Source organism: Pseudomonas sp. B21-054 (assembly GCF_026016345.1).
Classification (GTDB): domain Bacteria; phylum Pseudomonadota; class Gammaproteobacteria; order Pseudomonadales; family Pseudomonadaceae; genus Aquipseudomonas.
Map to the genome: position 1 here is coordinate 4,638,341 of NZ_CP087204.1, position 25,453 is coordinate 4,663,793.

At 61.5% G+C, this 25,453-nt stretch carries 20 protein-coding genes; 10 read left to right on the forward strand and 10 right to left on the reverse strand.

What is annotated here, in order from left to right; genetic code table 11:
• Positions 1-93: 93 nt before the first annotated feature.
• The gene (locus LOY70_RS19985) at positions 94-999 is read right to left on the reverse strand and encodes a LysR family transcriptional regulator (protein ID WP_265029043.1); all 906 of its coding nucleotides are present in this window, start codon (positions 997-999) and stop codon (positions 94-96) included.
• 168 nt (positions 1,000-1,167) lie between these two features.
• Between LOY70_RS19985 and LOY70_RS19990 the strand changes: the two genes are divergently transcribed.
• Genes LOY70_RS19990 through LOY70_RS20000 form a run of 3 tightly spaced genes read left to right on the forward strand, consistent with a single transcriptional unit; the run spans position 1,168 to position 3,760 of the window.
• Positions 1,168-1,866, forward strand: coding sequence for a CoA transferase subunit A (locus LOY70_RS19990; RefSeq protein WP_063322042.1), 699 nt, complete (start codon positions 1,168-1,170; stop codon positions 1,864-1,866).
• Positions 1,867-1,901: 35 nt separating this feature from the next.
• Positions 1,902-2,567 (forward strand): CoA transferase subunit B, encoded by a 666-nt coding sequence (locus LOY70_RS19995; protein ID WP_207966691.1) that lies wholly within the window; start codon positions 1,902-1,904, stop codon positions 2,565-2,567.
• Positions 2,568-2,578: 11 nt separating this feature from the next.
• Positions 2,579-3,760, forward strand: a complete 1,182-nt coding sequence (locus LOY70_RS20000) for an acetyl-CoA C-acetyltransferase (protein WP_265029044.1) — start codon at positions 2,579-2,581, stop codon at positions 3,758-3,760.
• A gap of 375 nt (positions 3,761-4,135) precedes the next feature.
• On the opposite strand, the gene LOY70_RS20005 is transcribed toward LOY70_RS20000, so the two are convergent.
• On the reverse strand, positions 4,136-4,846 hold the full coding sequence (locus tag LOY70_RS20005) for a FadR/GntR family transcriptional regulator (protein WP_265029045.1): 711 nt from the start codon (positions 4,844-4,846) through the stop codon (positions 4,136-4,138).
• 337 nt (positions 4,847-5,183) lie between these two features.
• On the opposite strand from LOY70_RS20005, the gene LOY70_RS20010 reads away from it, so the two are divergent.
• Positions 5,184-6,533: an MFS transporter gene (locus tag LOY70_RS20010; RefSeq protein ID WP_265029046.1), complete on the forward strand. Its 1,350-nt coding sequence runs from the start codon at positions 5,184-5,186 to the stop codon at positions 6,531-6,533.
• 19 nt (positions 6,534-6,552) lie between these two features.
• Entirely contained in the window at positions 6,553-7,896 is a 1,344-nt protein-coding gene (gene gudD, locus LOY70_RS20015) for a glucarate dehydratase (RefSeq protein WP_123343130.1), read from the forward strand.
• A 174-nt stretch (positions 7,897-8,070) separates the two neighbouring features.
• Here gudD and glgB read toward each other — a convergent pair whose 3' ends face one another.
• The 3 genes from glgB to LOY70_RS20030 form a co-directional block, all read right to left on the reverse strand.
• A complete protein-coding gene (gene glgB / locus LOY70_RS20020; protein ID WP_265029047.1) occupies positions 8,071-10,305 on the reverse strand; it encodes a 1,4-alpha-glucan branching protein GlgB in 2,235 nt (744 codons plus the stop codon).
• Positions 10,306-10,316: 11 nt separating this feature from the next.
• Positions 10,317-13,661, reverse strand: coding sequence for a maltose alpha-D-glucosyltransferase (gene treS / locus LOY70_RS20025; protein WP_265029048.1), 3,345 nt, complete (start codon positions 13,659-13,661; stop codon positions 10,317-10,319).
• Positions 13,662-13,867: 206 nt separating this feature from the next.
• On the reverse strand, positions 13,868-15,865 hold the full coding sequence (locus LOY70_RS20030) for an alpha-1,4-glucan--maltose-1-phosphate maltosyltransferase (protein WP_265029049.1): 1,998 nt from the start codon (positions 15,863-15,865) through the stop codon (positions 13,868-13,870).
• A gap of 211 nt (positions 15,866-16,076) precedes the next feature.
• On the opposite strand from LOY70_RS20030, the gene LOY70_RS20035 reads away from it, so the two are divergent.
• Complete coding sequence (locus LOY70_RS20035; protein WP_265029050.1) at positions 16,077-16,241, forward strand: hypothetical protein; 165 nt, start codon at positions 16,077-16,079, stop codon at positions 16,239-16,241.
• Between the two features lie 148 nt (positions 16,242-16,389).
• Here the strand turns inward: LOY70_RS20035 and LOY70_RS20040 are convergent, their stop codons facing one another.
• Positions 16,390-16,890, reverse strand: coding sequence for an MgtC/SapB family protein (locus LOY70_RS20040; protein ID WP_265029051.1), 501 nt, complete (start codon positions 16,888-16,890; stop codon positions 16,390-16,392).
• A 137-nt stretch (positions 16,891-17,027) separates the two neighbouring features.
• Between LOY70_RS20040 and LOY70_RS20045 the strand changes: the two genes are divergently transcribed.
• From LOY70_RS20045 to mapR, 3 genes are all read left to right on the forward strand, one after another.
• Entirely contained in the window at positions 17,028-17,267 is a 240-nt protein-coding gene (locus LOY70_RS20045) for a DUF3203 family protein (protein WP_265029052.1), read from the forward strand.
• 205 nt (positions 17,268-17,472) lie between these two features.
• Positions 17,473-18,885 (forward strand): cytochrome c oxidase accessory protein CcoG, encoded by a 1,413-nt coding sequence (gene ccoG, locus LOY70_RS20050; protein ID WP_265029053.1) that lies wholly within the window; start codon positions 17,473-17,475, stop codon positions 18,883-18,885.
• A 70-nt stretch (positions 18,886-18,955) separates the two neighbouring features.
• Positions 18,956-20,365: a GntR family transcriptional regulator MpaR gene (mapR, locus tag LOY70_RS20055; RefSeq protein WP_265029054.1), complete on the forward strand. Its 1,410-nt coding sequence runs from the start codon at positions 18,956-18,958 to the stop codon at positions 20,363-20,365.
• 150 nt (positions 20,366-20,515) lie between these two features.
• Here mapR and LOY70_RS20060 read toward each other — a convergent pair whose 3' ends face one another.
• Together LOY70_RS20060 and LOY70_RS20065 are read right to left on the reverse strand one after the other, a co-directional pair.
• Positions 20,516-21,262, reverse strand: coding sequence for an SDR family oxidoreductase (locus LOY70_RS20060; RefSeq protein ID WP_025214607.1), 747 nt, complete (start codon positions 21,260-21,262; stop codon positions 20,516-20,518).
• Between the two features lie 77 nt (positions 21,263-21,339).
• Positions 21,340-22,218, reverse strand: a complete 879-nt coding sequence (locus tag LOY70_RS20065) for a Dyp-type peroxidase (protein WP_025214608.1) — start codon at positions 22,216-22,218, stop codon at positions 21,340-21,342.
• Between the two features lie 272 nt (positions 22,219-22,490).
• Between LOY70_RS20065 and ampC the strand changes: the two genes are divergently transcribed.
• The gene (gene ampC, locus LOY70_RS20070; protein WP_265029055.1) at positions 22,491-23,639 is read left to right on the forward strand and encodes a class C beta-lactamase; all 1,149 of its coding nucleotides are present in this window, start codon (positions 22,491-22,493) and stop codon (positions 23,637-23,639) included.
• A gap of 172 nt (positions 23,640-23,811) precedes the next feature.
• On the opposite strand, the gene LOY70_RS20075 is transcribed toward ampC, so the two are convergent.
• On the reverse strand, positions 23,812-24,357 hold the full coding sequence (locus tag LOY70_RS20075) for a DUF4174 domain-containing protein (protein ID WP_265029056.1): 546 nt from the start codon (positions 24,355-24,357) through the stop codon (positions 23,812-23,814).
• A 269-nt stretch (positions 24,358-24,626) separates the two neighbouring features.
• A complete protein-coding gene (locus tag LOY70_RS20080) occupies positions 24,627-25,412 on the reverse strand; it encodes a sulfite exporter TauE/SafE family protein (RefSeq protein ID WP_025214611.1) in 786 nt (261 codons plus the stop codon).
• Positions 25,413-25,453 lie beyond the last annotated feature (41 nt).

A 25,453-nucleotide genomic window follows, 5' to 3' on the forward strand; every position in this document is an offset into this window, starting at 1 on the left:
TCGCGATGGCGTCGGATCAGCCAGCATTGATGTTGACTGACACACCGCCATCGCGAGCAAGCTCGCTCCCACAGGGCCATCACTCTCACAGGGTCAGTGCTGGCCTGCGGTCAACGTGCCCAACTCCTGATCCCTGAGCGTATCGAACAGCGCCTGCGCCGCCGCAGAGAGTTCATGCCCCGGCTTGGTCAGCACTCCGATGGCCCGTTCGATCACTGGATCGCTCAACGTAATGCACCGAGCCCCCAGCTCATGCATCTGCCCGATACACAGCGCCGGCACCGCGCTGACGCCCAACCCACTGGCGACCATCCGGCCGACGGTCGCCAATTGATGGCTCTCGAATTCCACGGGCAGTTTCATCCCCCGTGCCTGCAGGTGCTCTTCAAGCATCACGCGGACGGTGGACGGCCGCTGCAGGGTAATGAACGGCTGTTCCAACAAGGCCTGCCACTTGATTTCGCCGAGTCGGGCCAACGGTGAATCCAGCGGCACCACCGCGACAAAACGATCCAGGTACAACGCAGTGAAGGCCAGGGACGAACTCTGCATCGGCTCGAACGCCACGCCCAGCTCGACATGCCGGTCCCGCACCATTTCCAGCACCTGTTCATTGATCACATCGTTGACCGTGACATTGACATTCGGAAAGCGGGCGCGGAAGGTCTTGAGGATCGGTGGCAGCAGGTTGCCCGCGAACGAAGGCATCGCCGCCAACGTCACGCGACCGCGCTGCAAGGTGAAACGTTGGCGCATTTCATCCTCGGCATTGTCCCAATCGGCAACCAGCCGTCGGGCCAGTGGCAACAAGGATTCACCTTCGGGCGTCAGCGCCACGTTGCGGGTATTGCGGCTGAACAGACGGCCACCCAGGCCTTCTTCCAGGGCCTTGATCGTCAGGCTCAGGGCCGATTGGGACAGATGCAGGCGCTCGCACGCCACGGCGAAGCTCAGGCTCTGGGCCACGGCAAGGAACGCGCGGACTTGCTTGAGGGTCATGGGGATCGCTTCGCTCCAGCGGCAAGCCGTAAGTTTCGAGCCGCAAGTGGATGGCGGCGACTGTTGAGTTTTATCAATCAATTCAACCTAAAAATCAACTTAACAAATATATGACTTGGCGCAACACTGCATTTCATTGCGACCCCATCAAGAATAAAAGAGGTGTCTATGGCAGGTTTCGACAAACGCGTGAGTTCTTATGAAGAAGCGCTGGAAGGCTTGAAGGACGGCATGACCGTGATCGCCGGCGGCTTCGGCCTCTGTGGCATCCCGGAAAACCTGATCGCCGAGATCAAGCGCAAGGGCATCCGCGACCTCACGGTGGTGTCCAATAACTGCGGCGTCGACGGCTTCGGCCTCGGTGTGCTGCTGGAAGACCGGCAGATCCGCAAGGTGGTCGCTTCCTATGTCGGCGAAAACGCCCTCTTTGAGCAGCAACTGCTGAGCGGCGAAATCGAAGTCGTGCTCACCCCCCAAGGCACCCTCGCCGAAAAAATGCGCGCCGGTGGCGCCGGCATCCCCGCGTTCTTCACCGCCACGGGCGTCGGCACGCCAGTGGCCGAAGGCAAGGAAGTACGTGAATTCCATGGCCGCCAGTACCTGATGGAAGAATCCATCACCGGCGACTTCGCCATCGTCAAAGGCTGGAAGGCCGACCATTTCGGCAACGTGATTTATCGCCACACCGCGCAGAACTTCAATCCGCTGGCCGCCACGGCGGGCAAGATCACCGTGGTGGAAGTCGAAGAAATCGTCGAACCCGGCGAGCTGGACCCGACGCAGATCCACACCCCTGGCATCTACGTCGACCGGGTCATTTGCGGCACGTTCGAAAAACGCATCGAACAGCGCACCGTGCGTAAGTGATCCCCTGCCCCCGGCCCGAATGAAGGAATAAGAACATGGCACTTTCCCGCGAACAAATGGCTCAACGCGTCGCCCGCGAAATGCAGGACGGCTACTACGTGAACCTGGGCATCGGCATTCCGACCCTGGTCGCCAACTACATCCCCGAAGGCATGGAAGTCATGCTGCAATCGGAAAACGGCTTGCTCGGCATGGGCGCATTCCCCACCGAAGCCGAAGTCGATGCCGACATGATCAACGCCGGCAAGCAGACCGTCACCGCGCGCATTGGCGCCTCGATCTTCTCCTCGGCCGAATCGTTTGCCATGATCCGCGGCGGTCACATCGACCTGACGGTGCTTGGCGCGTTCGAAGTGGACGTCGAAGGTAACATTGCCTCGTGGATGATCCCTGGCAAGCTGGTCAAGGGCATGGGCGGCGCGATGGACCTGGTGGCCGGCGCCGAGAACATCATCGTCACCATGACCCACGCGTCCAAGGACGGCGAGTCGAAACTGCTGCCCCGTTGCAGCCTGCCGCTGACCGGCGCCGGTTGCATCAAGCGCGTGTTGACCGACCTGGCCTACCTGGAAATCCAGGACGGCGCCTTCATCCTGAAAGAACGTGCCCCGGGTGTCAGCGTCGAGGAAATCGTCGCCAAGACCGCCGGCAAGTTGATCGTGCCGGACCATGTGCCTGAAATGCAGTTCACTGCCCAGTGAGGAGAGATTCGATGCAAGAAGTCGTGATTGTCGCCGCCACCCGGACCGCCATTGGCAGTTTCCAGGGTTCGCTGGCTTCCATTCCCGCGCCGGAGCTCGGTGCAGCGGTGATTCGGCGCCTGCTGGAGCAAACCGGTCTGTCCGGCGAGCAGGTCGATGAAGTGATCCTCGGCCAAGTGCTGACCGCAGGTTCCGGGCAAAACCCGGCGCGCCAGGCGTCGATCCTCGCCGGCCTGCCCCATGCGGTGCCGGCGCTGACCCTGAACAAAGTCTGTGGTTCGGGGCTCAAGGCGTTGCACCTGGGCGCCCAGGCAATTCGTTGCGGTGACGCCGAGGTCATCATTGCCGGCGGCATGGAAAACATGAGCCTGGCCCCGTACGTGTTGCCGGCCGCCCGCACCGGCCTGCGCATGGGCCACGCCAAGATGATCGACAGCATGATCACCGATGGCCTGTGGGATGCCTTCAACGATTACCACATGGGCATCACCGCCGAGAACCTGGTGGACAAGTACGGTATCAGCCGTGAAGAACAGGATGCCTTTGCCGCCGCGTCCCAGCAGAAAGCCGTCGCCGCCATCGAGGGCGGTCGGTTTGCCGATGAGATCACACCGATCCTGATCCCCCAGCGCAAAGGCGATCCCGTGGCCTTCGCCACTGACGAACAGGCGCGCGCCGGTACCACCGCCGAATCCCTGGGCAAGCTCAAGCCGGCCTTCAAGAAGGACGGCAGCGTCACCGCGGGCAATGCGTCCTCGCTCAACGATGGCGCCGCCGCCGTGATCCTGATGAGCGCCGAAAAAGCCAAAGCCCTGGGCCTCCCGGTACTGGCAAAAATCAGCGCCTACGCCAACGCCGGCGTTGATCCGGCGATCATGGGCATCGGCCCGGTCTCGGCCACCCGTCGCTGCCTGGACAAGGCCGGCTGGTCGCTGGACCAACTGGACCTGATCGAAGCCAACGAAGCCTTCGCCGCCCAGTCGCTGGCTGTGGCCCGGGAACTGAAATGGGACATGGACAAGGTCAACGTCAACGGCGGCGCCATCGCCCTGGGTCATCCCATCGGTGCGTCGGGCTGCCGTGTGCTGGTGTCGCTGCTGCATGAAATGATCAAGCGCGACGCCAAGAAAGGCCTCGCCACCCTGTGCATCGGCGGCGGCCAGGGCGTGGCCTTGGCGCTGGAACGCGCCTGACCGGCAAAGTGTTCAACGGTGGTTGTGCGGACCCACGAACATCCGCGCAGCCATCGGCAACACCGCCGGCGCAACTTCGGTTGCGCCGGTTTTTTTGCCTGTTGGCTTTGCGCATGATTGGCCGGATCGGACTCTGGTGCCCTTCATGTCGTCAACATCGGTGTACCTGACAGAGCGGTCCATTGTGGCGAGGGGATTTATCCCCGCTGGGCTGCGGAGCGGCCCGAAAGCAGTGAACTCAACCTTCCTGACACACCGAGTTGCTTGGTTTGGGGCCGCTTCGCAGCCCAACGGGGATAAATCCCCTCGCCACAGAGGGAGGTGCTCGCCTAACCAGGACAGATTGCCGAACTGTTTTTAGCAGAAAATTATTTGTCAGGTCCGCGCACCAAACCGGTCGCGGCTGTTGGTCAGGTGCAGCCACATGGCGGCGCGGGCGGCGTCGGGGTCTTGGCGCTTGATGGCATTGAGGATCGCCTCGTGCTCGAGGTTGGCGAGCTGCGCCAGCTTCCCGAGGTCAGCCTGGCCGCGCTCGGCCACATTGACCCGGGTCCTGGGAATCATCGCACTGCCCAGGTGCTGCATGATTTCGACGAAGCAGGTGTTGTTCGTGGCCTCGGCGATGAGCAGATGGAAACGCCGGTCGGCTTCGACGCAACTGTCGTTGTTGCTGAACAACCGCTGATAGTCATCCAGCGCCTGGCGCATCTGCTGCAACTGCTGCTCGCTACGGCGCTGGGCGGCCAGGGCGGCGGCCTGGGTTTCCAGGCCCAGGCGCAACTCCAGGATGCCCCGCACACCGGCAGCGGTGTCGACATTCAGGCGCAGCCCCGGCTCGTCGCTCTGCTCCAGCACAAAGGTACCGATGCCGTGGCGGGTTTCCACCAGTCCCGAGGCTTGCAGCTTGGAAATCGCCTCGCGCACCACCGTACGACTGACCCCATGCTCCTGCACGATGGCCCCTTCCGACGGCAGCTTCTCCCCCGGCTTCAACTGCCCCAGCAGAATGCTCTGGCTGAGCTTCGCCACCAACTCATGGGCCAGGTTGTGGGTGCGCTTGCGCAGCGGGGTTTCAGTGTCTTGCATCGCCAGGGTTCCTCGAAAACAGGCTAAGCGATCCTACCATCAGTGGGACTGGAAATGATCATGGGTGGACAATCAACTTGTATGACAACACTCAAGTTAGACCGACATTCCCTCTATCAGTGGCACAGTATAGACATCACCTCGCACGGCCGCTGCGCCCCATAAAACCCAAAAATCATCCGATTAGCCCAGCAAATACGGCATAAACAATCCAACCATCCTTTCCAATTGTCATCAAAAACCCCTTGTCATCGAAAAAATCCAAGTTGTATGATGTCTATCAACATCGGCACCTGCACGATGCCCGCATAAAAATAACGAGTGGGAGAAAAACCAAGTGAACACATCCAGCCTCAAGGCGAATGCCGGCGCGGATCCGGTGCTGCTGTCGGCCATATCCAAGGTCAAGCGCCACATCCTGCCGCTGTTCGTCATCATGTTTATCGTCAACTACATCGACCGCGTGAACATCGGCTTCGTCCGTGCCCACATGGAGCACGACCTCGGTATCGGTGCCGCCGCCTACGGTTTAGGCGCCGGCCTGTTCTTTGTCGGCTACGCGCTGTTCGAAGTCCCGTCCAATATCCTGCTGCAAAGAATCGGCGCCCGTATCTGGCTGACTCGCATCATGCTCACCTGGGGCCTGGTGGCGGCGGCCATGGCCTTCATCCAGAACGAAACCCACTTCTACATCCTGCGCTTCCTGCTAGGCGTGGCCGAGGCCGGCTTCTTTCCTGGGGTGATCTATTACTTCACCCGCTGGTTGCCGGGAGTCGAACGCGGCAAAGCCATCGCCATCTTCCTCAGCGGCTCGGCCATCGCATCGCTGATCTCCGGCCCGCTGTCGGGGTTGCTCCTGCAAATCAACGGCCTGGGTATGCACGGCTGGCAGTGGATGTATTTCATCGAAGGGATGTTCTCCGTCTGCCTGTGCGTCTTCGTCTGGTTCTGGCTGGACTCCAAGCCCCACGACGCCAAATGGCTGAGTCGCGAGGAGCAGGACGCACTGGTGAAGACCATTGACGATGAGCAACGGGCCCGGGAAGCCGCCACACCGGTCAAACTGTCCATCGGTCAGTTGCTCAAGGATCGCCAGATCATCCTGTTCTGCCTGATCTACTTCTTCATCCAGCTGACGATTTATGCCGCCACCTTCTGGCTGCCAAGCATCATCAAGAAGATGGGCGAGCTCAGCGATATCCAGGTCGGGCTGTTCAACTCGATCCCCTGGCTGCTGTCGATTGTCGGCATGTACGCCTTCGCCTCGCTGTCGGCCAAGTGGAAGTTCCAACAGGCCTGGGTCGCCACGGCCTTGTTGATCGCCGCAGCCGGGATGTTCATGTCCACCACCGGCGGGCCGATCTTCGCCTTCGTCGCCATCTGCTTCGCGGCCCTGGGTTTCAAATCCGCGTCGTCGCTGTTCTGGCCGATTCCCCAGGCCTACCTGGACGCCCGGATCGCCGCCGGGGTGATTGCGCTGATCAACTCCGTGGGCAACCTCGGCGGGTTCGTCGCCCCCACCACCTTCGGCCTGCTGGAAGAGCACACCGGCTCCATCCAGGGCGGCCTCTATGGCCTGGCAGCCACCTCGATCATCGCCGCGATCATCGTGTTCGCCGCACGGAATACGCCTAAACCCAAGTCTGCAACGACGCCGGCCAACCCTCCTGCCGCCAGTCACGTCTGATCATCAAGGATAAGCGCACATGACGACCCCAGAAGCCAGCAAAGCCCCGATCATCACCAGCATGCAGATCGTCCCCGTCGCCGGTCACGATGGCATGCTGCTGAACCTCAGTGGCGCCCATGGCCCGTTTTTCACCCGTAATATCGTTATTCTCAAGGACAACGCCGGCCACACCGGCGTGGGCGAAGTGCCTGGCGGCGAGCGCATTCGCCAGACCCTCGAGGATGCCCGCTCGCTGGTGGTCGGCAGCCCCATCGGCACGTACCAGAAGATTCTCAACACCGTGCGCCACGCGTTCGCCGACCGCGATGCCGGCGGCCGAGGCCTGCAGACCTTCGACCTGCGCATCACCATCCACGCGGTGACCGGTCTGGAAGCGGCGTTGTTGGACCTGCTGGGTCAACACCTGGACGTACCGGTCGCCGCCCTGCTCGGCGAAGGCCAGCAACGCGATGAAGTGAAAATGCTCGGCTATCTGTTTTATGTCGGCGATCGCCAACAGACCGACCTGCCCTACCGCAGCGAGCCGGACGCCGACAACGACTGGTTCCGCGTGCGCCACGAAAAGGCCCTGGACGCCGACGCCGTGGTGCGCCTGGCCGAGGCGGCCCATTCACGCTACGGCTTCCAGGATTTCAAGCTCAAGGGCGGCGTGCTCCAGGGCGACGCGGAGATCGAAGCGGTCACCGCATTGGCCGAGCGCTTTCCCCAGGCCCGCATCACCCTGGACCCGAACGGTGCCTGGTCACTGAAAGAGGCCATTCGCCTGTGCCGCGACCAACACAAGGTGCTGGCCTATGCCGAAGACCCTTGCGGCGCCGAGAACGGCTATTCCGGTCGTGAGGTCATGGCCGAATTCCGTCGCGCCACGGGTCTCAAGACCGCCACCAACATGATCGCCACCGACTGGCGCGAGATGGGCCACGCCATCACCTTGCAGTCGGTGGACATCCCCCTGGCCGACCCACATTTCTGGACCATGCAGGGATCTGTGCGGGTGGCGCAGATGTGCAATGAATGGGGGCTGACCTGGGGCTCGCACTCCAACAACCACTTCGACATTTCCTTGGCGATGTTCACCCACGTGGCCGCTGCGGCACCGGGCGAGATCACCGCGATCGACACGCACTGGATCTGGCAGGACGGCCAGCGCCTGACCAAGGCACCGTTGCAGATCCAGGGCGGCTGCGTGCAGGTACCGAAAAAGCCGGGCTTGGGGATTGAGCTGGATACGGATCAGTTGGCCAAGGCCCATGAGTTGTACAAAGGCATGGGCTTGGGCGCGCGGGATGATGCGGTGGCGATGCAATACCTGATTCCAGGCTGGACGTTTAACAACAAACGGCCGTGCCTGGTGCGCTGAAGCGACTCCGCCCCTTGTGGGAGCGAGCTTGCTCGCGATTGCGGTGGATCAACCACATTGATGTTGACTGACTCTCCGATATCGCGAGCAAGCTCGCTCCCACATTTGGAACTGTGGTGACCTTTGATTTTATGATCACCACAGTCGTCATTCGCCTTCAGGCTTCTGTAAAACCTAACCCTCCGGCCGCAGAATCAACACCGCCAACGGCGGCAGGTTGAGTTCCAGCGACAGGTTCTGCCCATGGCTGGGCACTTCTTCGGTGGAAGCACCGCCGCCATTGCCGTAGTTGGAACCGGCATAGGTGTCGGCATCACTGTTGAGCAATTCCACCCAACGCCCGGCGAACGGCACGCCGACCCGATAGGCCTCGCGCGGCACCGGTGTGAAGTTAGCGACCACCAATACCGGCCGGCCCTCTTTGCTCCAACGCAGCCAGGCGTAGACGCTGTTGACCGCATCGTCGCCAATCAACCATTGGAAACCCTGGGGCGCGTCATCCTGATCATGCAGCGCCGGTTCTTCGCGATAGAGCCGGTTCAGGTCGGTCACCAGTTGCTGCACCCCGCGGTGCTCAGGGTATTGCAGCAGGTACCAGTCCAGTTGCTGATCGTGGTTCCACTCGCGCCATTGGCCGAACTCGCAACCCATGAACAACAGTTTTTTGCCCGGATGCCCCCACATGAAGCTGAGGTAGGCCCGTAGGTTGGCGAACTTCTGCCAGCGATCACCGGGCATCTTGTCGATCAGCGAGCGTTTGCCGTGGACGACTTCGTCATGGGAAATCGGCAGGACGAACCGCTCGGACCAGGCATACATCAAGCCAAAGCTCAGCTCGTTGTGGTGGTGAGCCCGGTACACCGGATCCTGCTGGATGTAATGCAGCGAATCATGCATCCAGCCCATGTTCCATTTATAGGCGAAGCCCAGGCCACCCTGCTGCGTGCTCTGGCTGACACCCGGCCAGGCCGTGGACTCTTCGGCAATGACCAGCGCACCGGGGGTTTCCAGGGCCACCACGTCATTGAGGTGCCGCAGAAAATCGATGGCTTCCAGGTTCTCACGCCCACCATGGCGGTTAGGTACCCACTCGCCAGCCTTGCGCGAATAGTCGCGGTACAGCATCGAGGCCACGGCATCGACCCGAAGGCCGTCGATGTGGAAATGCTTCAACCAGTGCAAGGCTGAAGCCAGCATGAAGCCATGCACCTCGGTACGGCCCAGGTTGTAGATCAGCGTGTCCCAATCCTGGTGGAACCCCTCCAGCGGATTGCCGTATTCATACAGCGCGGTGCCGTCGAACTGGGCCAGGCCGTGGGCGTCGGTAGGAAAGTGCGCCGGTACCCAGTCGAGGATCACCCCGATGTTGGCCTGGTGACAGGCATTGACGAACTCGGCGAAATCGTCCGGTGAACCGAAACGCGCCGTCGGGGCGAACTGCGACAGCGGTTGATAGCCCCAGGAACCACCAAAGGGATGCTCCATGATCGGCATCAGCTCGATGTGAGTGAAGCCCAGGTCCCTGACGTAGGGGATCAACCGTTCGGCCATTTCATGCCAGTTGTACTGCCGGGCCACTTCGCCGGCCTCGTCGAGTTCACACTGCCAGGAGCCGGCGTGCAACTCGTAGATCGACAAGGGTGCGCCTGGCAGCTGCCGCTCACGACGGTGCTGCATCCAGTCGTCGTCCTGCCACTCGATCTTCAAGGGCGAGGCGACTTTCGACGCGGTGTCGGGCGGCATCTGGGTGGCCAATGCCACGGGGTCAGCCTTGAGCGGCAGGATGCCGTGGGCCCCGAGGATTTCATATTTGTAGCCCTCGCCCGCGCCGAGCCGCGGGATAAACAGCTCCCACACACCGGACGGATAACGGATGCGCATCGGATGCCGACGCCCGTCCCAGGCGTTGAAATCCCCGACCACCGAGACGCGCCGAGCGTTCGGCGCCCACACGGCGAAGCGTACGCCGTCGATGCCATCGACCGTCGTCAGTTGCGCGCCGAGGCAGGAGCTGAGGTCGCGGTGATTACCCTCGCCAAACAGGTAAAGGTCCATTTCCCCCAGCAACGGCCCGAAGCTGTACGGATCCTCCGCCACTTGTTCACCACCGGCCCAACGGGTGCGCAGCAGGTACGGCTGGGCACGGTCGAAATGACCGACGAACAGACCCGGTGTTTCGGTGATCTGCAATTCGCCCAATTCTTCGCCGCCCTCGCGGGCCAGCACCTGCACGCTCAGTGCGCCGGGCAGGTAGGCGCGGATGAATTGCCCGCCCGCCTCGTCGCCGTGGGGACCGAGGATGGAAAACGGGTCATGATGTTCGGCACGCACCAGCGCGTCGATGTCATGGGAGGCCGGCAGTAACGACTCTTTGGCCTGCCCCTGTGGTTCTTTGTTCGAGACACTCATGATTCTCTCCACTAAATCGGTCCGGCTAAGTCGGAAAACGGTTCCAGCCCACTCAATAACCCGACCAGGCCGTGCAATGGCACGGGCAGCCAGGCGGGGCGATTCTCGGCTTCATAAGCCACTTCATAGGCCGCCTTCTCCAGGCCGAACAACGCCAGCGCGGCGTCTTCGCCTTCAGCATCCTTCCATTCATGAGCAAGACTAGCTGCCGCCAGTCGATACGCCTGAACAAATGCTTCGCGGGCCTCTTTCAAATAACGATCAGCCACCCGTTGCCGGGCGGCATCGGCATCAGCCGTGCTGTCGACGGTGTTCAAATGGATCGCCATGGCGGCCGCGTAGTCGAAGGAGCGCAGCACACCGCTGACATCCTTGTACGGGCTGTGCTTGCCCCGACGCTCATGCAATGGCCGCGCAGGCTCACCTTCAAAGTCGATCAGATAGGCGTCGCCCTTGATCACCAGCACCTGCCCCAAATGCAGGTCGCCGTGGACGCGGATGCGCAAGCCACCGACGGCCTTGGCGGCCAGCGCCTGGATATGGGCCAGGACGGTTTTCTTGTGCTCCAGCAAACGTGCGACCATGGCCTGGTCTGCCGGGTTCAATTGGCCTTGGTTCTGCTTGAGCAGACGCAAGGCGTTTTCCACCTGCGCGACCACGTCCTTGCCGATGGCCTGGGCTTCCTTGGCATGGGTGGGCTGGGGCGCGAAGTCCGGGTCGTCGGTGGCCTGGGCCAGTACCTGGTGCATTTCCCCCAGGCGCTGGCCAAGCATGCCGGCAAAATCCTTCAACTCGCCCAGGGCGTTGTAATGCTGCTCCTGCTCGGACACGGCATTGGCCAGTTCATCGCGCAATGCGCGTTCCAGGTTGTTCTGGGTCCATTCCCATGCATCGCCCTGATTGCTCAGGTAGCCCTGGGCAATCATCAGCAGGGCATCCTCGCCCTGGGCGTCACGCCGCACCACCGAGCCCAACAGCGGCGAGATATTGCTGAAGCCGGCGGCCGTCAGGTAGGCACTCATCTCCAGTTCCGGATGCACGCCCGAGGCGACTTTGCGGATCAGCTTGAGCACCAGCGCGCCGCCCACCACTACCGAACTGTTGGATTGTTCGGCGGAGAGGTAACGCACCTCGGGCTCGGCCCCCAGGTTCAATGCGGCCAAGCCCTCGGTGGGTTCGAAGCGCAACTCACCTTCAGCGAACGGTAGCACCGTGGCGTTCTGCATGCCTTGCAGCACGGCCCGCACGAAGCTTTCGAGGCTGAACGCATCGGTAATCAAGCCGACCTGGCGACCCCGACGTACACGCGACAACGCCAACTGCTGCGGCAACGCAGCGCCCAACTGGTCTTCAGGCAACAGGCCGAACGGCAGTTGATAGCGCAGGGTCTGGCCAGCGCTGGTGACGTCGATCTCGCTGAGCAGCACCGGATGCTGCGGGTCACCGAAGCGCATGCCGTAGACAATGTTGACCTTCTCGATGGCGCTGTCCTTGCCGGCAAACCAACGACGGTTCTGCAACCAGCTCGGCAGGATGGTCTGCTCCAACGTGGTGCGCGACGGCGCTTCGAGCAACTCTTCCAGACGTTTTTTCAGCACCAGGGTGGTGAAGTCCGGCAGGCTCTGGGCCGGTTCCACGTGCCAGCTCGGCATCTGGTTTTCCGCCGCCAGGGCGAACCAATAGAAGCCATAAGGCGGCAGGGTCAGCAGGAAATTCAGCTGGCCGATAGGCGGGAAGGCATTACCGCCCAGCATTTCCACCGGAACCATGCCGGCATAGGTCGACAGGTCCAGCTCGGCGGCCTGGGCGCTGCGGGATACGTTGGCCACGCAGAGGATGATTTCGTGCTTGCCTTCCGGACTGGTGTACTCCCGGGTATAGGCCAGGATCCGACGGTTGCTCGGGGACAGCATTTTCAGCGTGCCCCGGCCGAAGGCCTGGGACTGCTTGCGCACCGCCAGCATCCGTCGGGTCCAGTTGAGCAGCGAATGCGGGTCACCGGCCTGGGTCTCGACGTTCACCGACAGGTAGCCGTAGAGCGGGTCCATGATCGGTGGTAGCACCAGGCTGGCCGGGTCGGCCCGGGAGAAACCGCCGTTGCGGTCGATGGACCACTGCATTGGCGTGCGCACGCCGTCGCGGTCGCCCAGATAGATGTTGTCGCCCATGCCGATTTCGTCGCCGTAGTACAGGGTCGGCGTGCCCGGCATCGACAATAGCAGGCTGTTGAGCAACTCCACGCGGCGGCGATCACGCTCCATCAACGGCGCCAGGCGCCGGCGGATCCCCAGGTTGATCCGCGCCCGACGGTCGGCCGCGTAGTAATTCCACAGATAGTCACGCTCCTTGTCGGTGACCATCTCCAGGGTCAGCTCATCGTGGTTGCGCAGGAAAATCGCCCACTGGCAATTGGCCGGGATCTCCGGCGTCTGACGCAAGATATCCGTGATGGGAAAACGGTCTTCCTGGGCCAGCGCCATGTACATGCGCGGCATCAGCGGGAAGTGAAAGGCCATGTGGCATTCGTCGCCGTTCAGGCCCTGGGCATCGACATCACCGAAGTACAGCTGGGTGTCTTCCGGCCACTGGTTGGCTTCGGCCAACAACATGCGATCAGGATAGTTGGCGTCGATCTCGGCCCGGATCAGCTTCAGGACGTCATGGGTCTCGGGCAGGTTTTCGTTGTTGGTGCCATCGCGCTCGATGAGGTACGGGATGGCATCCAGGCGCAGGCCATCGATGCCCATGTCCAGCCAGTAGCGCATTACCGACAGCACAGCCTTGATGACCTGCGGGTTATCGAAATTCAGGTCGGGCTGGTGGGAATAGAAGCGGTGCCAGAAGTACTGGCCGGCCACCGGGTCCCAGGTCCAGTTGGATTTTTCGGTGTCGAGGAAAATGATCCGGGTGCCATCGTATTTGTGGTCGTTGTCGGACCACACGTAGAAATCCCGCGCCGCCGAACCCGGCTTGGCCTTGCGCGCCCGCTGGAACCACGGGTGCTGGTCCGAGGTGTGGTTGATGACCAGCTCGGTGATCACCCGCAGGTTGCGCTTGTGGGCCTCGGCAATGAAGCGCCGCGCATCGGCCATGGTCCCGTAGTCGGGGCTCACGCCGCGATATTCGGCGATGTCGTAGCCATCGTCGCGCCGAGGCGACGGATAGAACGGCAACAGCCAGATGGTGTTGACGCCCAGGTCGGCAATGTAATCGAGCTTCTCGATCAGGCCGGGAAAGTCACCGATCCCGTCGTTGTTGGAGTCGAAATAGGATTTGACGTGAACCTGGTAGATCACCGCGTCCTTGTACCAGAGCGGGTCTTTGATGAAGGTGGCAGACCGGGGTTTCTTCGCCATTTGCAACTCCTGATGAATTCTATAAAGCCGCCGTTGTACAAAGGCTTTTGATGGGCCGTTGTGGCGAGGGGATTTATCCCCGCTGGGTTGCGAAGCAGCCCCAACATTTCCAACACGGCCAACCTGACGTACCCAGTGCGATCCATGGGGGTCGCTTCGCAACCCAACGGGGATAAATCCCCTCGCCACAAAAGAATGGTTCAGCCTTAAGCCACGCTGATCCGCCAAATCCCAAACGGCTGGTAAGCCGGATCAATGCGCATGAACTGATACTTGCCATACCAGGTCCAGCGGTGGCCGCTCATCAAATCCTCGCCCTGGGTCTGTGCATCGTCCGGCAGGCCCATTTCCCACAGCGGTAACTCGAAATTGGCTTCCTGCGGGTTGTGGGGGTCAAGGCTCACCGCCACCAGGATGAAGTTGCTGCCATCGGGGGTGCGCTTGCCGAAGTACAGGATGTTGTCGTTCCAGGCGTTGTAGACCTTCAGCCCCAGGTGCGTATGCAACGCTGGGTTCTGTCGACGGATACGGTTGAGCTGGGCGATCTCGGCAATGATGTTGCCCGGCGCGGTGAAGTCGCGAGGGCGAATCTCGTATTTCTCCGAGTTGAGGTATTCCTCCTTGCCCGGTACCGGCGCCGATTCGCACAGTTCAAAGCCCGAATACATGCCCCACAGGCCCGATCCCATGGTCGCCAGCGCCGCGCGGATCAGAAAGCCCGCACGTCCCGACTCATGGAGAAACGCTGGGTTGATGTCCGGCGTGTTGACGAAAAAGTTCGGCCGGTAGCATTCGCGCCACGGCGATTCGTTCAGTTCGGTGAAATAAGTCGCCAGTTCGGCCTTGGTGTTGCGCCAGGTGAAGTAGGTATAGCTCTGGGAATAACCGACCTTGCCCAGGCGCGCCATCATCGCCGGGGTGGTGAAGGCTTCGGCCAGGAACATCACCTCAGGGTGTTGGGCCCGAACGTCAGCGATCAGCCATTGCCAGAACGGCAACGGCTTGGTGTGTGGGTTGTCGACGCGGAAGATCTTCACGCCTTCGTTGACCCAGCCCACCACGATGTCCCGCAGTTCCAGCCACAGGCTGGGAATCGCATCGGCCGCATAGAAGTCGACGTTGACGATGTCCTGGTACTTCTTCGGCGGGTTTTCCGCATATTTGATCGTGCCGTCCGGCCGCCAGCTGAACCAGCCCGGATGCTGCTTGAGCCAAGGGTGATCCTGGGAACACTGGATGGCGAAATCGAGGGCGATCTCCAGGCCATGCTCGGCCGCCGCCGCCACCAGGCGTCGGAAATCTTCACGGGAACCCAATTGCGGATGAATCGCCTCGTGTCCGCCCTCCTCGCTGCCGATGGCATAAGGGCTGCCCGGATCGTCGGGGCCGGCGGTGAGGGAGTTGTTCGGGCCTTTGCGGAAACTGCGACCGATGGGATGGATCGGCGGGAAGTACAGCACATCGAAGCCCATGTCCTGGATCATTTCCAGGCGTGAATGCACGTCGTTGAAAGTGCCATGGCGCGCAGGATCATCGGTGATCGAGCGCGGGAACAGTTCGTACCAGCTGGCGAACTCGGCCAACTCGCGTTCCACATCCAATGGGAATTCGGGACTGATGCTCAAGTAGGGGCGATGATCGGCCAGGGACATAAGATCGACGCTGCGCGGCGCCAGGAACAGCGCCACCTGCTCGGCGGGCAATAACCCCGAGAGCTCATGATGCAACGCGGTCAGTTGCGCCTTCAGTTCACCGTCGCTGCGCTCGGCAGCCATTTGCACCTGGTTGCGGCCTTCCTGCAACTCCAGGCTGATGGGAACGCCGGCGCCGAATTTTTTTTCCAGCTCATAGCAGAAACTGGCGAACTGATCGATCCAGGCTTCAATGCAGAAGACATAACGGCCCTGTTTCGGCACATTGAACTGGCCTTGCCAGCCGTTATTGCCCAGGTCGGTCATGACCTCGCTGTTCCATATCTCGTCCTCCAACGCGTGCCAACGGATACGCACGGCCAGCTTGTCATGGCCATCGGCGAACACTTTGCTGGTCACCGTCACGTCCTGGCCCGCCACCGCCTTGGCAGCGAACTGTCCGCCGTCGATCACCGGCATCGTGTTTTCAATCGCGATACGTGGCAGCAACAAAGCCTGGGACAATGGCAAATGCGGGTTATAAGCCATGTCAGTCGGGTGTTCAGCAGTCATCGAGCATCACTCCTTTTACGCCCCATGGACGCGCTTGTGGCGGTAAAGGCCCAACGGGTCCCTGAAAAAACTCACTTAAACTCCGAACCGAACCAGCGCTTAAAAGTTCAGAGGGATTTGCCCGGAGGCATCCGGTGGATCAAACCCGGCGCGGGGTGGTCAACAACAATAAGCACGACTCAAGCCATGTGCGTCACGGAGACCCGTCCCGATGAACATTCCCATCCCGGCCGAAACACCCGATCCCAACATCGATGATCCCACCCTACCGCCGCCCGGCCCTGACCCGGAGCCGATTCCCGAAAAAGACCCACCGCTCGATCCTCAGCCGCCGTTGGGCGACCCGCCGAGCGAAGCGCCGCCGGAACGGGCTTGATCAACAGCCTAGTGGATAACAAAAAACTGTGGGAGCGGGCTTGCCCGCGAAGGCGTAGTGTCAGCCAAGGTTTCCGTCGACTGACACACCGCTTTCGCGAGCAAGCCCGCTCCCACATCGGATGGTGTGTTTTGGCTAGAGATCGCGGTCACGGCTTGTCCTCCTTCTCCAGCGCCCGGACAATCACCGGCATCACACTGAAAATCGCCAACGCCAGAATCGTACTGAGCACGGCCGTCGCTTCCCGACCCAACCCGGCGGCGACGCCGATGGCGGCGGTCATCCACAGGCCGGCGGCAGTGGTCAGGCCTTTGACATGGCTTTCATCGCCGTCGGTGCTTTTCAGGATGGTGCCCGCGCCGAGAAAACCAATGCCCGCGACAACTCCCTGGATGACCCGGCTCATGGCGTCGGCCTGGGAACCGGACATCTGCGGCACCAGCACGAACAACGCAGCCCCCAGGGCCACCAGCATGTGGGTGCGCACGCCGGCCGCCTTGCCCTTGTGTTCTCGCTCGAAACCAAGAATGCCGCCCAGCAGCGCGGCCATCAGCAGACGCACCGTGACCCGCGTCATCTGCTGGGCATCGGTGATATCGGCGAATTCCGCTTGCAGGGTCACCCAGACTTCATGCCACCAGGCATCCATGAATCGCTCCTTTTTCCATTCAATAAACGATGGACCGCAAGCGAAGCCAGAGGTGCGCCCGACCGCTGATCAGCCGCGACGAACCCTGGCTTTGGGGCGGCGCCTAACGTTCAGGACATCCAGAAGGAAGTGCAACCATGACTGTACGTATCGATGAAGACAAAAGAACCTGCCATTTCCAGCTCTCCAACGGCACGGAACAACGCCCCGCCAGCGAGCTGACCGTTATCACCGACCCGGACAAAGCCATGTCAGCCGTGGAACTCAATGGCGGGCGGGTCTACATCACCGAGGCTGAAGCCGATGCCTTGACTGTGGCCGGCGCGGTCGATGGACGCCGCCACGTCAAGGCCACCGATGGTGATTCGGTTATCTGAAGATTTGCCCAGGAAGATTTTGTGGCGAGGGAATTTATCCCCTCGCCACAAAGATGCTTAGCAATCTCCAGACTGCATCAAAGTGTCGCAGGGGCGGCACTTAACACCATCTGATCCGGTTTTTAACGATTTACCTGAGTCTGTTATGCAAACAGTTCGATGGTCATAGTGCGTCGGCCAGATAGAGGCTGATGAGCGACCGACCATGAGCGATAGAATCCCCGTCCAGTTGATACAGACCTTCGAACCCGCGCCGTCGAAAATCAAGGCCAGGACCACCGATAACCTGATCCACACCCGCAGCTTCACCGGCTTGTTCCGCACCTTGCGCATCAGCGGTGCGGGTGTTCTGTTCCTGCTGTTCTTCGGCACGGTGTGGTTGGACTGGGGCGGCCGCCAGGCGGTGCTCTGGGATCTTTCCGAAAGCAAGTTCCACATCTTTGGCGCGACCTTCTGGCCCCAGGATTTCATCTTGCTGTCGGCCCTGTTGATCATCGCCGCCTTCGGTCTGTTTGCGATCACCGTGTTCGCCGGGCGTGTGTGGTGCGGCTACACCTGCCCACAGAGTTCCTGGACCTGGATTTTCATGTGGTGCGAGAAAATCACCGAAGGTGAACGCAACCAACGGATCAAGCTGCAAGCAGCGCCGTGGGGCTTGAACAAACTGCTGCGCCGCTCGGCCAAGCACACGCTGTGGCTGGCCATCAGCCTGCTCACCGGCCTGACCTTCGTCGGTTACTTCACGCCTATCCGTCCCCTGGCCGAAGAGTTGCTGACCCTGCAAATGGCCGGCGTCAGTCTGTTCTGGGTGCTGTTTTTCACCGCCGCCACCTACCTCAACGCTGGCTGGCTGCGTGAGGCAGTGTGCATGCACATGTGCCCCTACGCACGGTTCCAGAGCGTGATGTTCGACAAGGACACCTTGACCATTTCCTACGACACGGCCCGTGGCGAAATCCGTGGCCCGCGCAAACGCGAAGTGAACCCGGCCAATGTCGGCCTCGGCGATTGCATCGACTGCCAGATGTGCGTGCAAGTCTGCCCCACCGGCATCGACATTCGCGACGGCCTGCAAATGGAATGCATCGGCTGCGCGGCGTGCATCGATGCCTGCGACTCGATCATGGACAAGATGGGCTACGCCCGCGGGCTGATCAAATACACCTCCGAGCATCAGCTGCAAGGCGGCAAGACTCACCTGCTGCGGCCTCGACTGATCGGCTATACCGCCGTGCTGCTGGTGATGATCGGCGCACTGGCCCTGGCGCTGGTGGAGCGGCCCATGGTGTCCCTGGACGTCAGCAAGGACCGCGGCCTGTTCCGCGAAAACAGCGCAGGCCAGATCGAGAACATCTACAGCCTGAAAATCATCAACAAGACCCAGCAACGCCAGGACTATCAGCTGTCTCTGGTGGACGGTGACGGTTTTGCCCTGCAAGGCAATACGCAACTGAGCCTGGCGCCGGGGGAAATCGTCGATGTGCCGGTGTCGGTGGCGATGCTCAGCGAACGGCCCCGCAGTGGCTCCCAGGAAATGACCTTCAAGGTGACCGACAGCGATGAGCCCGGCATCTACAGCCTGGGCAAGAGCCGTTTTGTCGCGCCGATGAATCGGTGAAGCTTTAAGATGCCGGGCGCCGAGTGCATCTCACGCGGCTCCCGCCGAATCGTTCAAGACTGGGCCCGCCATGAAACGCTACGAGAAATTCGCCGACGACATTGCTGAACTGATCCGCTCCGGCATGCTGGGGCCGGGCCAGCGCGTGCCGTCGGTGCGTTATGCCAGCCAGACCTACGGCGTCAGCCCGTCCACTGTGTTCCAGGCTTATTACCTGCTGGAGCGACGCGGCCTGATCCGCGCTCGGCCGCGTTCGGGCTACTTCGTCAACACCCATGCGCCGAGCCCGTTCTCCGAGCCGGCGATCAGCAGCCAGGTGCACGAGTCCACCGAAGTCGACGTCAGCGAACTGGTGTTTTCAGTACTGGATTCAATCAAGGATCCGAGTACCGTACCGTTCGGGTCGGCATTCCCCAGCCCGATGCTGTTTCCGCTGCAACGGTTGTCCCGCTCGCTGTCCAGCGCCACCCGGGACATGGACCCGCGGGTGGTGGTCACGGACATGTCCCCCGGCAATCCGCAACTGCGCCGGCAGATCGCCCTGCGCTACATGGTCGGCGGGCTGATGCTGCCCATGGAAGAACTGCTGGTCACCAACGGCGCCCTGGAAGCCTTGAACCTGTGCCTGCAGGCCGTGACCGAACCCGGCGACCTGGTGGCAATCGAGGCGCCGGCGTTCTATGCCAGCCTGCAAGTGTTGGAGCGGCTCAAGCTCAAGGCCGTGGAAATCCCCGTGCACCCACGCGACGGTATCGATCTGGAAGTCCTTGAACAGACGCTGGAGCGTCATCCGGTCAAGGCCTGCTGGTGCATGACCAGTTTCCAGAACCCCATGGGCGCGACGATGCCCGAGGAAAGGAAACAAGCGTTGGTGGAACTGCTGCGCCGCCATCAGGTGCCGCTGATCGAGGACGACGTGTATGCCGAACTCTATTACGGTCAACAGGCCCCCAAGCCGGCCAAGGCGTTCGACACCGAAGGACTGGTGATGCATTGCGGCTCGTTCGCCAAGAGCCTGGCACCGGGTTATCGCATCGGTTGGGTCGCCGCCGGACGTTACGCGCAGAAGATCGAGCGATTGAAGCTCATGACGTCACTGTGCGCCTCGATGCCGGCCCAGGCCGCCATCGCCGACTACTTGCAACACGGCGGCTACGACCGTCACCTGCGCAAACTGCGCTATGCCCTGGAAGAACAGCAAAGCGCCATGCTCGCCGCCATCGCCCGCTACTTTCCGGCCCAGACCCGCGTCAGCCGGCCGACGGGAGGGTACTTCCTGTGGTTGGAACTGCCGGAGCAGACGGACTCGCTGAAACTGTTCCAGATGGCCCTGGCCCAAGGCATCAGTATCGCGCCGGGACCGATCTTCTCACCGACCCAGCGGTTCCGGAACTGCATTCGCCTGAACTACGGCAGCCCGTGGACCGAGGCGTCGGAACAGGCCATGGAGACGTTGGGGCGGATTATTCGATCGTTTTGAATGCGATGTTGATCTGGCTATCGCATTCGCGAGCAAGCCCGCTCCCACTTTTGTTCTCCTGCGAACACATATTTCTTGTGCACATCAAATCCAGGGTGGGAGCGGGCTTGCTCGCGAAGAGGCCGGTCCGGACAACCGAAATCCAGAACCTCAGCGGCCGCCGCCCAGGTCGACGAACGTCCCGGTCGCATACGAGGCCTTGTCCGACAGCAACCAGATAATCGCTTCGGCCACTTCATCCGGACGACCGCCCCGGGCCATGGGGATCGCCGATTCAAGCTTGCTGACCCGGTCCGGGTCGCCACTGAGGGCGTGGAAATCGGTGTAGATATAACCCGGGCGAACCGCATTGACGCGAATGCCCTCGCCGGCCACTTCCTTGGACAGGCCGATGGTGAAGGTGTCCAAGGCGCCTTTCGAAGCGGCATAGTCGACGTATTCGTTCGGCGAGCCCAGGCGGGCCGCCACCGAGGAGACATTCACGATACTCCCGCCCTGCCCGCCATGCCGGGGGGACATGCGCAGCACCGCGTGCTTGGCGCAGAGAATCGGCCCCAGCACATTGGTCTTCAAGATCTTAAGGATGCGGAATTCGGACATTTCATCGAGCCGGGATTTGTGGGCCACCGTGCCGGCGTTGTTCACCAGGGCGGTGACACGGCCCAGCTCGGCGTCCACCCGGTCGAACAGACTGATCACTTCGTCTTCGATGCTGACGTCGGCCCGCACGGCGATCGCCTGGGCACCCTTGGCCCGGACTTGTTCGAGCACATCCTGCGCGGCGCTTTCATCGGACTGGTAATTGATGCAGATCCGATAACCCAGCTCGGCAGCCAACAGTGCCGTGGCCGCCCCGATTCCGCGGCCGCCACCGGTAATGACGATGACTTTATCCACGCTTGCTTCTCCCGTTCCACGGATGACGTGCGCCCCAAGGATAGCGTTCACGTCACGTTTTGCACAAACCGCTGCGCTTACCGGGCCAGGGCCCGCAGATCCAGGCGCCCGTCCAGCAGCGGTGGGCACCAGTAGTAACCGCCGGTGATCGGCCGGCTCATGCGATACAGACCGTCGGTGATGCCGTCCTCCAAGCCACTCATGCGGCGCAGTTGCGCCTCGAAGGCGTCGAGGGAGAAACCAAACGCCAGGAACATCAGGCCCGCGCGATCACCCTCGATCCAGGGCATGGAGCGGCGCACGACGAAGGCTTCCGGCGCGAAGCTTTCCTGGGCGGTGCGTTTGACGTGGGCCGATTCCGGCGCATCGTCGATTTCTTCGTTGTCACTCAGGCGTCGACCCATGATGTTGTCGCGCTCATGGGGCTGCATCGCCGCAAAACCGTCCAGATCGTGTTGCCACTGCTGGATCGCCGCGAAACTGCCACCGCGCACCCCGTCAACGCCTTGGGCCAGGGCGGCGGCAATGGCGGCTTCATCGTGAGGATTTTCGGTGCCGTCTTCGTAACCCGTCAGGTCATGGCCGGTCATGTGGCGGAACGTTTCGTTCATCTGCACCAGGCGCAACGCCGGGGCCAACGCCGCCTCGATGGCGCGGCTGCGGTGCATGAGCTCGCCCCGGTCTTCGCCGTGCAACCAGCACCACAACGCGTGCTGGGTCGAGGGATTGTCCACGCCGACGCCGGCCAGCGCAGGAAACGCCCGCAGGCCTTCGACCTGGGCGCCCAGCGCCTGGACCAGCGATTCACCAAAGCCGATCACGGCCCGGCCATCGAGCTGCAGCAGGAGTTTGTCTATCGCAGCCGGCAGCGCCTCGACCGATTCCAGGGCAAAAAACAAATGGCGGGCCTGAGGCGGAACAGGGGTGGCGAGAATGCCGGGCTGGTAGTAACTCATGTGGGCTCCTTTAGAAAGAGCGCAAGTTTACCCGGCAGCCGCAGGTTTGTGTGATTTGCCATGCACGGCCGAAACCTCAACGGCCAAAGATTTTCGTAGGAACGCTCCTGCGACCCCGTCGGACAACTCGGAACCTGGCCTGGGCCGGGTGACGTCCGATTGCCGAATAACCGAAAACCTCCTAGATTGGCCTCCCCCTCAGGTGAACTCAGGCACTCAAAGCTGCTGGATGCAGGCGGCTTGACCATCGCAACCCAAGGAGACGGTCCGACATGCACATTGCCAAAGCGCTACTCGCAGGTACTTTTTTGCTGGCCTGCGGGACGACTCCCGGCTTTGCCCAGGAACGCATTGAAGAGACGGTCAATGCCACCATCGAGCCCCTGATGAAGCAACAAGGCGTCGCGGGCATGGCCGTGGCGATCACCCACAACGGTCAACGCCATTTCTTCAATTATGGCGTGGCGTCCAAGGACACGAAAAAACCGGTCACCGACCAAACCCTCTTCGAGATCGGCTCGGTCAGCAAGACCTTCACCGCGACCCTGGGCGCCTATGCCCAGGCCCAGGGCAAACTGTCCCTGTCGGACCCGGCCAGTCGCTTCGCCCCCGAGCTGCGTGGCAGCGCCTTCGACGGCATCAGCCTGCTCAACCTCGCCACCTACACCCCCGGTGGCCTGCCGTTGCAGTTTCCCGACGAGGCAGACCATCCAGGCCAGGTACTCGATTACTACAAGACCTGGAAACCGCTCTACCCGACCGGCACCCAACGGGTCTATTCAAACCCGAGCATCGGCCTGTTCGGCTTCCTGGCGGCCCGCAGCCTGGGACAGCCATTCGATGAGGTGATGGAGCACACGCTGATGCCAGGGTTGGGCCTCAAGCACAGTTATGTGCGGGTGCCGCAGGATCAGTTGGGTCGATATGCCCAAGGCTACGCAAAGGACGGCAAGCCCGTCCGGGTCGGGCCTGGTGCGCTGGATTCCGAGGCTTACGGGGTGAAGACCAGTTCATCGGACCTGATTCGCTTCATCGAGGCCAACTTGCAGCCGGAAAAACTCGACGCCGATCTGCGCAAGGCCATCGCCACGACCCACACGGGGTTCTATTCGGTTGGCGGGATGACCCAAGGGTTGGGCTGGGAGTTCTACCCTTATCCGATCAGCCTGGATGAGTTGCTGGCCGGCAATGCACCGCAGATGGCCATGACGCCGAACAAGGTAGAACCGCTTGATCCGCCCCGCCCCGCACCGGACGATGCCTGGATCAACAAGACCGGCTCGACCAACGGGTTTGGCGCCTACGCGGCTTTCGTGCCCGGTAAAAACATGGGCATCGTGTTGTTGGCGAACAAGAATTATCCGATTGAGGAGCGGGTAAAGGCGGCGCACCGGATCCTGACGGCGCTGCAAGCGCAGTAGAAGGTTGAGCAAGTACTTTGGCGAGGGGATTTATCCCCGCTGGGTTGCGAAGCAGCCCTAAAGCAGCGAGCTCAATCTTCCTGACACACCGAGTTGTCTGGTTTGGGGGCTGCTGCGCAGCCCAACGGGGATAAATCCCCTCGCCACAAAAGGGATCTCATCGACTTTTAGATCAATCGTCCAACGGCTTCGCCGCAGCCGGTTTGCCCGCCTTGCCAGGCTTGGCACCCTTCGCATCCTTAGCCGGCGCAGGCTCCGGCGCGGGAGGCGGGGGCGGAGGCGCCGCTTCTTTTTCTGCCGCGGGCAGTTTATCGACGGTGTCGAAGATCTCTTTCAGCTCGATCGCCCCGGAATGCTCAAGCTTCTTTTCCCCGTCCTTGCCCACCAGGATGATCTTGGTCTGGGCACCGGCTCCCAACTTGAGTGAGCGAATCAACGCCATGGTGCTTTGCGGGTCCAGGTCTTTACCGTCGCGCTGCCCGATGGTGTTGAGGATGGTATAGAGCACCATATTACGCTCGGAAAAACCCTGCTTGCCGGCGGGTTCCTCCAAGGCTTTTTTCAGGCTGACCCACGCAGGGTCGACAGTGCTGGGGGCGATGACGATCAAGGGGCGGGCCTTGCCCGTCTCCGCCAACAAAGGTGAATCGCCGTCGGCGGCGAACAGGGGACCGGCGACAGCCAGCAAGGTAGCGAAGGTCAATGACCGAATGAGCATGCGCCTCTCCTTTTGATATTTACGCTGTACTGATTGCGCATGGCGGCGATTGTTCCGCGAGTCGATCAATACTACGCCTGCCTGCCTTGAAGCTTAGGCCAGAGGGTTCATTGCGCAACCGTGGAGAGCGTTCGGCGCGAAAGTTGGAACGGGGACCACTGTGGGAGCGAGCTTGCTCGCGATAGCGGTGGTTCAGCTTGCATCGATGCTGAATGTGACTCCGTCATCGCGAGCAAGCTCGCTCCCACAGTGGAACGGGGGTGATCGTTTTAGAACGCCAATTTGAACCCGATCATCGCCAGCATCACCGCCAGGCAAGGGCGCAGCAGTTCGTCGGAGATGCGTCCTGACAGATGGCTGCCCAGGTAGATGCCCGGCAACGAACCGATCAGCAGGAACCCCAGGATGTGCCAGTCCATGTTGCCCATGCTCGCATGGCCCAGGCCAGCGACCAGGGTCAGTGGCACGGCGTGGGCGATTTCGGTGCCCACCAGGCGCTTGGTGACCAGGAATGGATAGAGGATGAACAGCGCAACGGTACCCAGGGCCCCGGCACCGATGGAGGTCAACGCGACCATGGTGCCCAGCACGAGGCCGGTGATGACCGTGAGCACATTGAGGCGCGTGCCGGTGGGATTGTAGTGTCCACCCGCGCGGTCATGGGCGAATTGCAGCAGGCGTTTCTTGAACAGGATTGCCAGGGCAGTGGCGAACAGCACAAAACCCAGGGCTTGCTTGATCACCGCGTTCATGGCGTCGGGCGAGCTGTGCAGGCTGCTGAGAAACCACAGCGTCAATCCGACCGCCGGCACGCTGCCCAAGGTCAGCCAGCCGGTAATGGCCCAGTCGATGTTGCGGTTCCTGGCGTGAACCAGCACACCACCCGATTTGGTAATGGCCGCGTACAGCAAGTCCGTACCCACCGCCGTGGCAGGGTTGATACCGAACCACAACAGAATGGGAGTCATCAGCGAACCACCGCCCACGCCGGTCATCCCGACGATGAAACCGACCACCAAGCCTGCTACGACTAAACCGACATTACCGAAATCCATTAAACCCGTCTCAGCGCTACCGCGTGAAAAATCTGGCCGCG

Excerpts from the sequence above, each read along its gene's own strand:
- LOY70_RS19990 (WP_063322042.1), top strand. The coding sequence starts at position 1,168 with ATGGCAGGTTTCGACAAACGCGTGAGTTCTTATGAAGAAGCGCTGGAA.
- LOY70_RS20075 (WP_265029056.1), bottom strand. The coding sequence starts at position 24,357 with ATGCTCATTCGGTCATTGACCTTCGCTACCTTGCTGGCTGTCGCCGGT.
- ampC (WP_265029055.1), top strand. The coding sequence starts at position 22,491 with ATGCACATTGCCAAAGCGCTACTCGCAGGTACTTTTTTGCTGGCCTGC.
- LOY70_RS19985 (WP_265029043.1), bottom strand. The coding sequence starts at position 999 with ATGACCCTCAAGCAAGTCCGCGCGTTCCTTGCCGTGGCCCAGAGCCTG.
- LOY70_RS20080 (WP_025214611.1), bottom strand. The coding sequence starts at position 25,412 with ATGGATTTCGGTAATGTCGGTTTAGTCGTAGCAGGCTTGGTGGTCGGT.
- LOY70_RS20005 (WP_265029045.1), bottom strand. The coding sequence starts at position 4,846 with ATGCAAGACACTGAAACCCCGCTGCGCAAGCGCACCCACAACCTGGCC.
- LOY70_RS20045 (WP_265029052.1), top strand. The coding sequence starts at position 17,028 with ATGACTGTACGTATCGATGAAGACAAAAGAACCTGCCATTTCCAGCTC.
- mapR (WP_265029054.1), top strand. The coding sequence starts at position 18,956 with ATGAAACGCTACGAGAAATTCGCCGACGACATTGCTGAACTGATCCGC.
- treS (WP_265029048.1), bottom strand. The coding sequence starts at position 13,661 with ATGGCGAAGAAACCCCGGTCTGCCACCTTCATCAAAGACCCGCTCTGG.
- LOY70_RS20040 (WP_265029051.1), bottom strand. The coding sequence starts at position 16,890 with ATGGATGCCTGGTGGCATGAAGTCTGGGTGACCCTGCAAGCGGAATTC.
- LOY70_RS20065 (WP_025214608.1), bottom strand. The coding sequence starts at position 22,218 with ATGAGTTACTACCAGCCCGGCATTCTCGCCACCCCTGTTCCGCCTCAG.
- LOY70_RS19995 (WP_207966691.1), top strand. The coding sequence starts at position 1,902 with ATGGCACTTTCCCGCGAACAAATGGCTCAACGCGTCGCCCGCGAAATG.
- gudD (WP_123343130.1), top strand. The coding sequence starts at position 6,553 with ATGACGACCCCAGAAGCCAGCAAAGCCCCGATCATCACCAGCATGCAG.
- glgB (WP_265029047.1), bottom strand. The coding sequence starts at position 10,305 with ATGAGTGTCTCGAACAAAGAACCACAGGGGCAGGCCAAAGAGTCGTTA.
- LOY70_RS20035 (WP_265029050.1), top strand. The coding sequence starts at position 16,077 with ATGAACATTCCCATCCCGGCCGAAACACCCGATCCCAACATCGATGAT.
- ccoG (WP_265029053.1), top strand. The coding sequence starts at position 17,473 with ATGAGCGATAGAATCCCCGTCCAGTTGATACAGACCTTCGAACCCGCG.
- LOY70_RS20000 (WP_265029044.1), top strand. The coding sequence starts at position 2,579 with ATGCAAGAAGTCGTGATTGTCGCCGCCACCCGGACCGCCATTGGCAGT.
- LOY70_RS20030 (WP_265029049.1), bottom strand. The coding sequence starts at position 15,865 with ATGACTGCTGAACACCCGACTGACATGGCTTATAACCCGCATTTGCCA.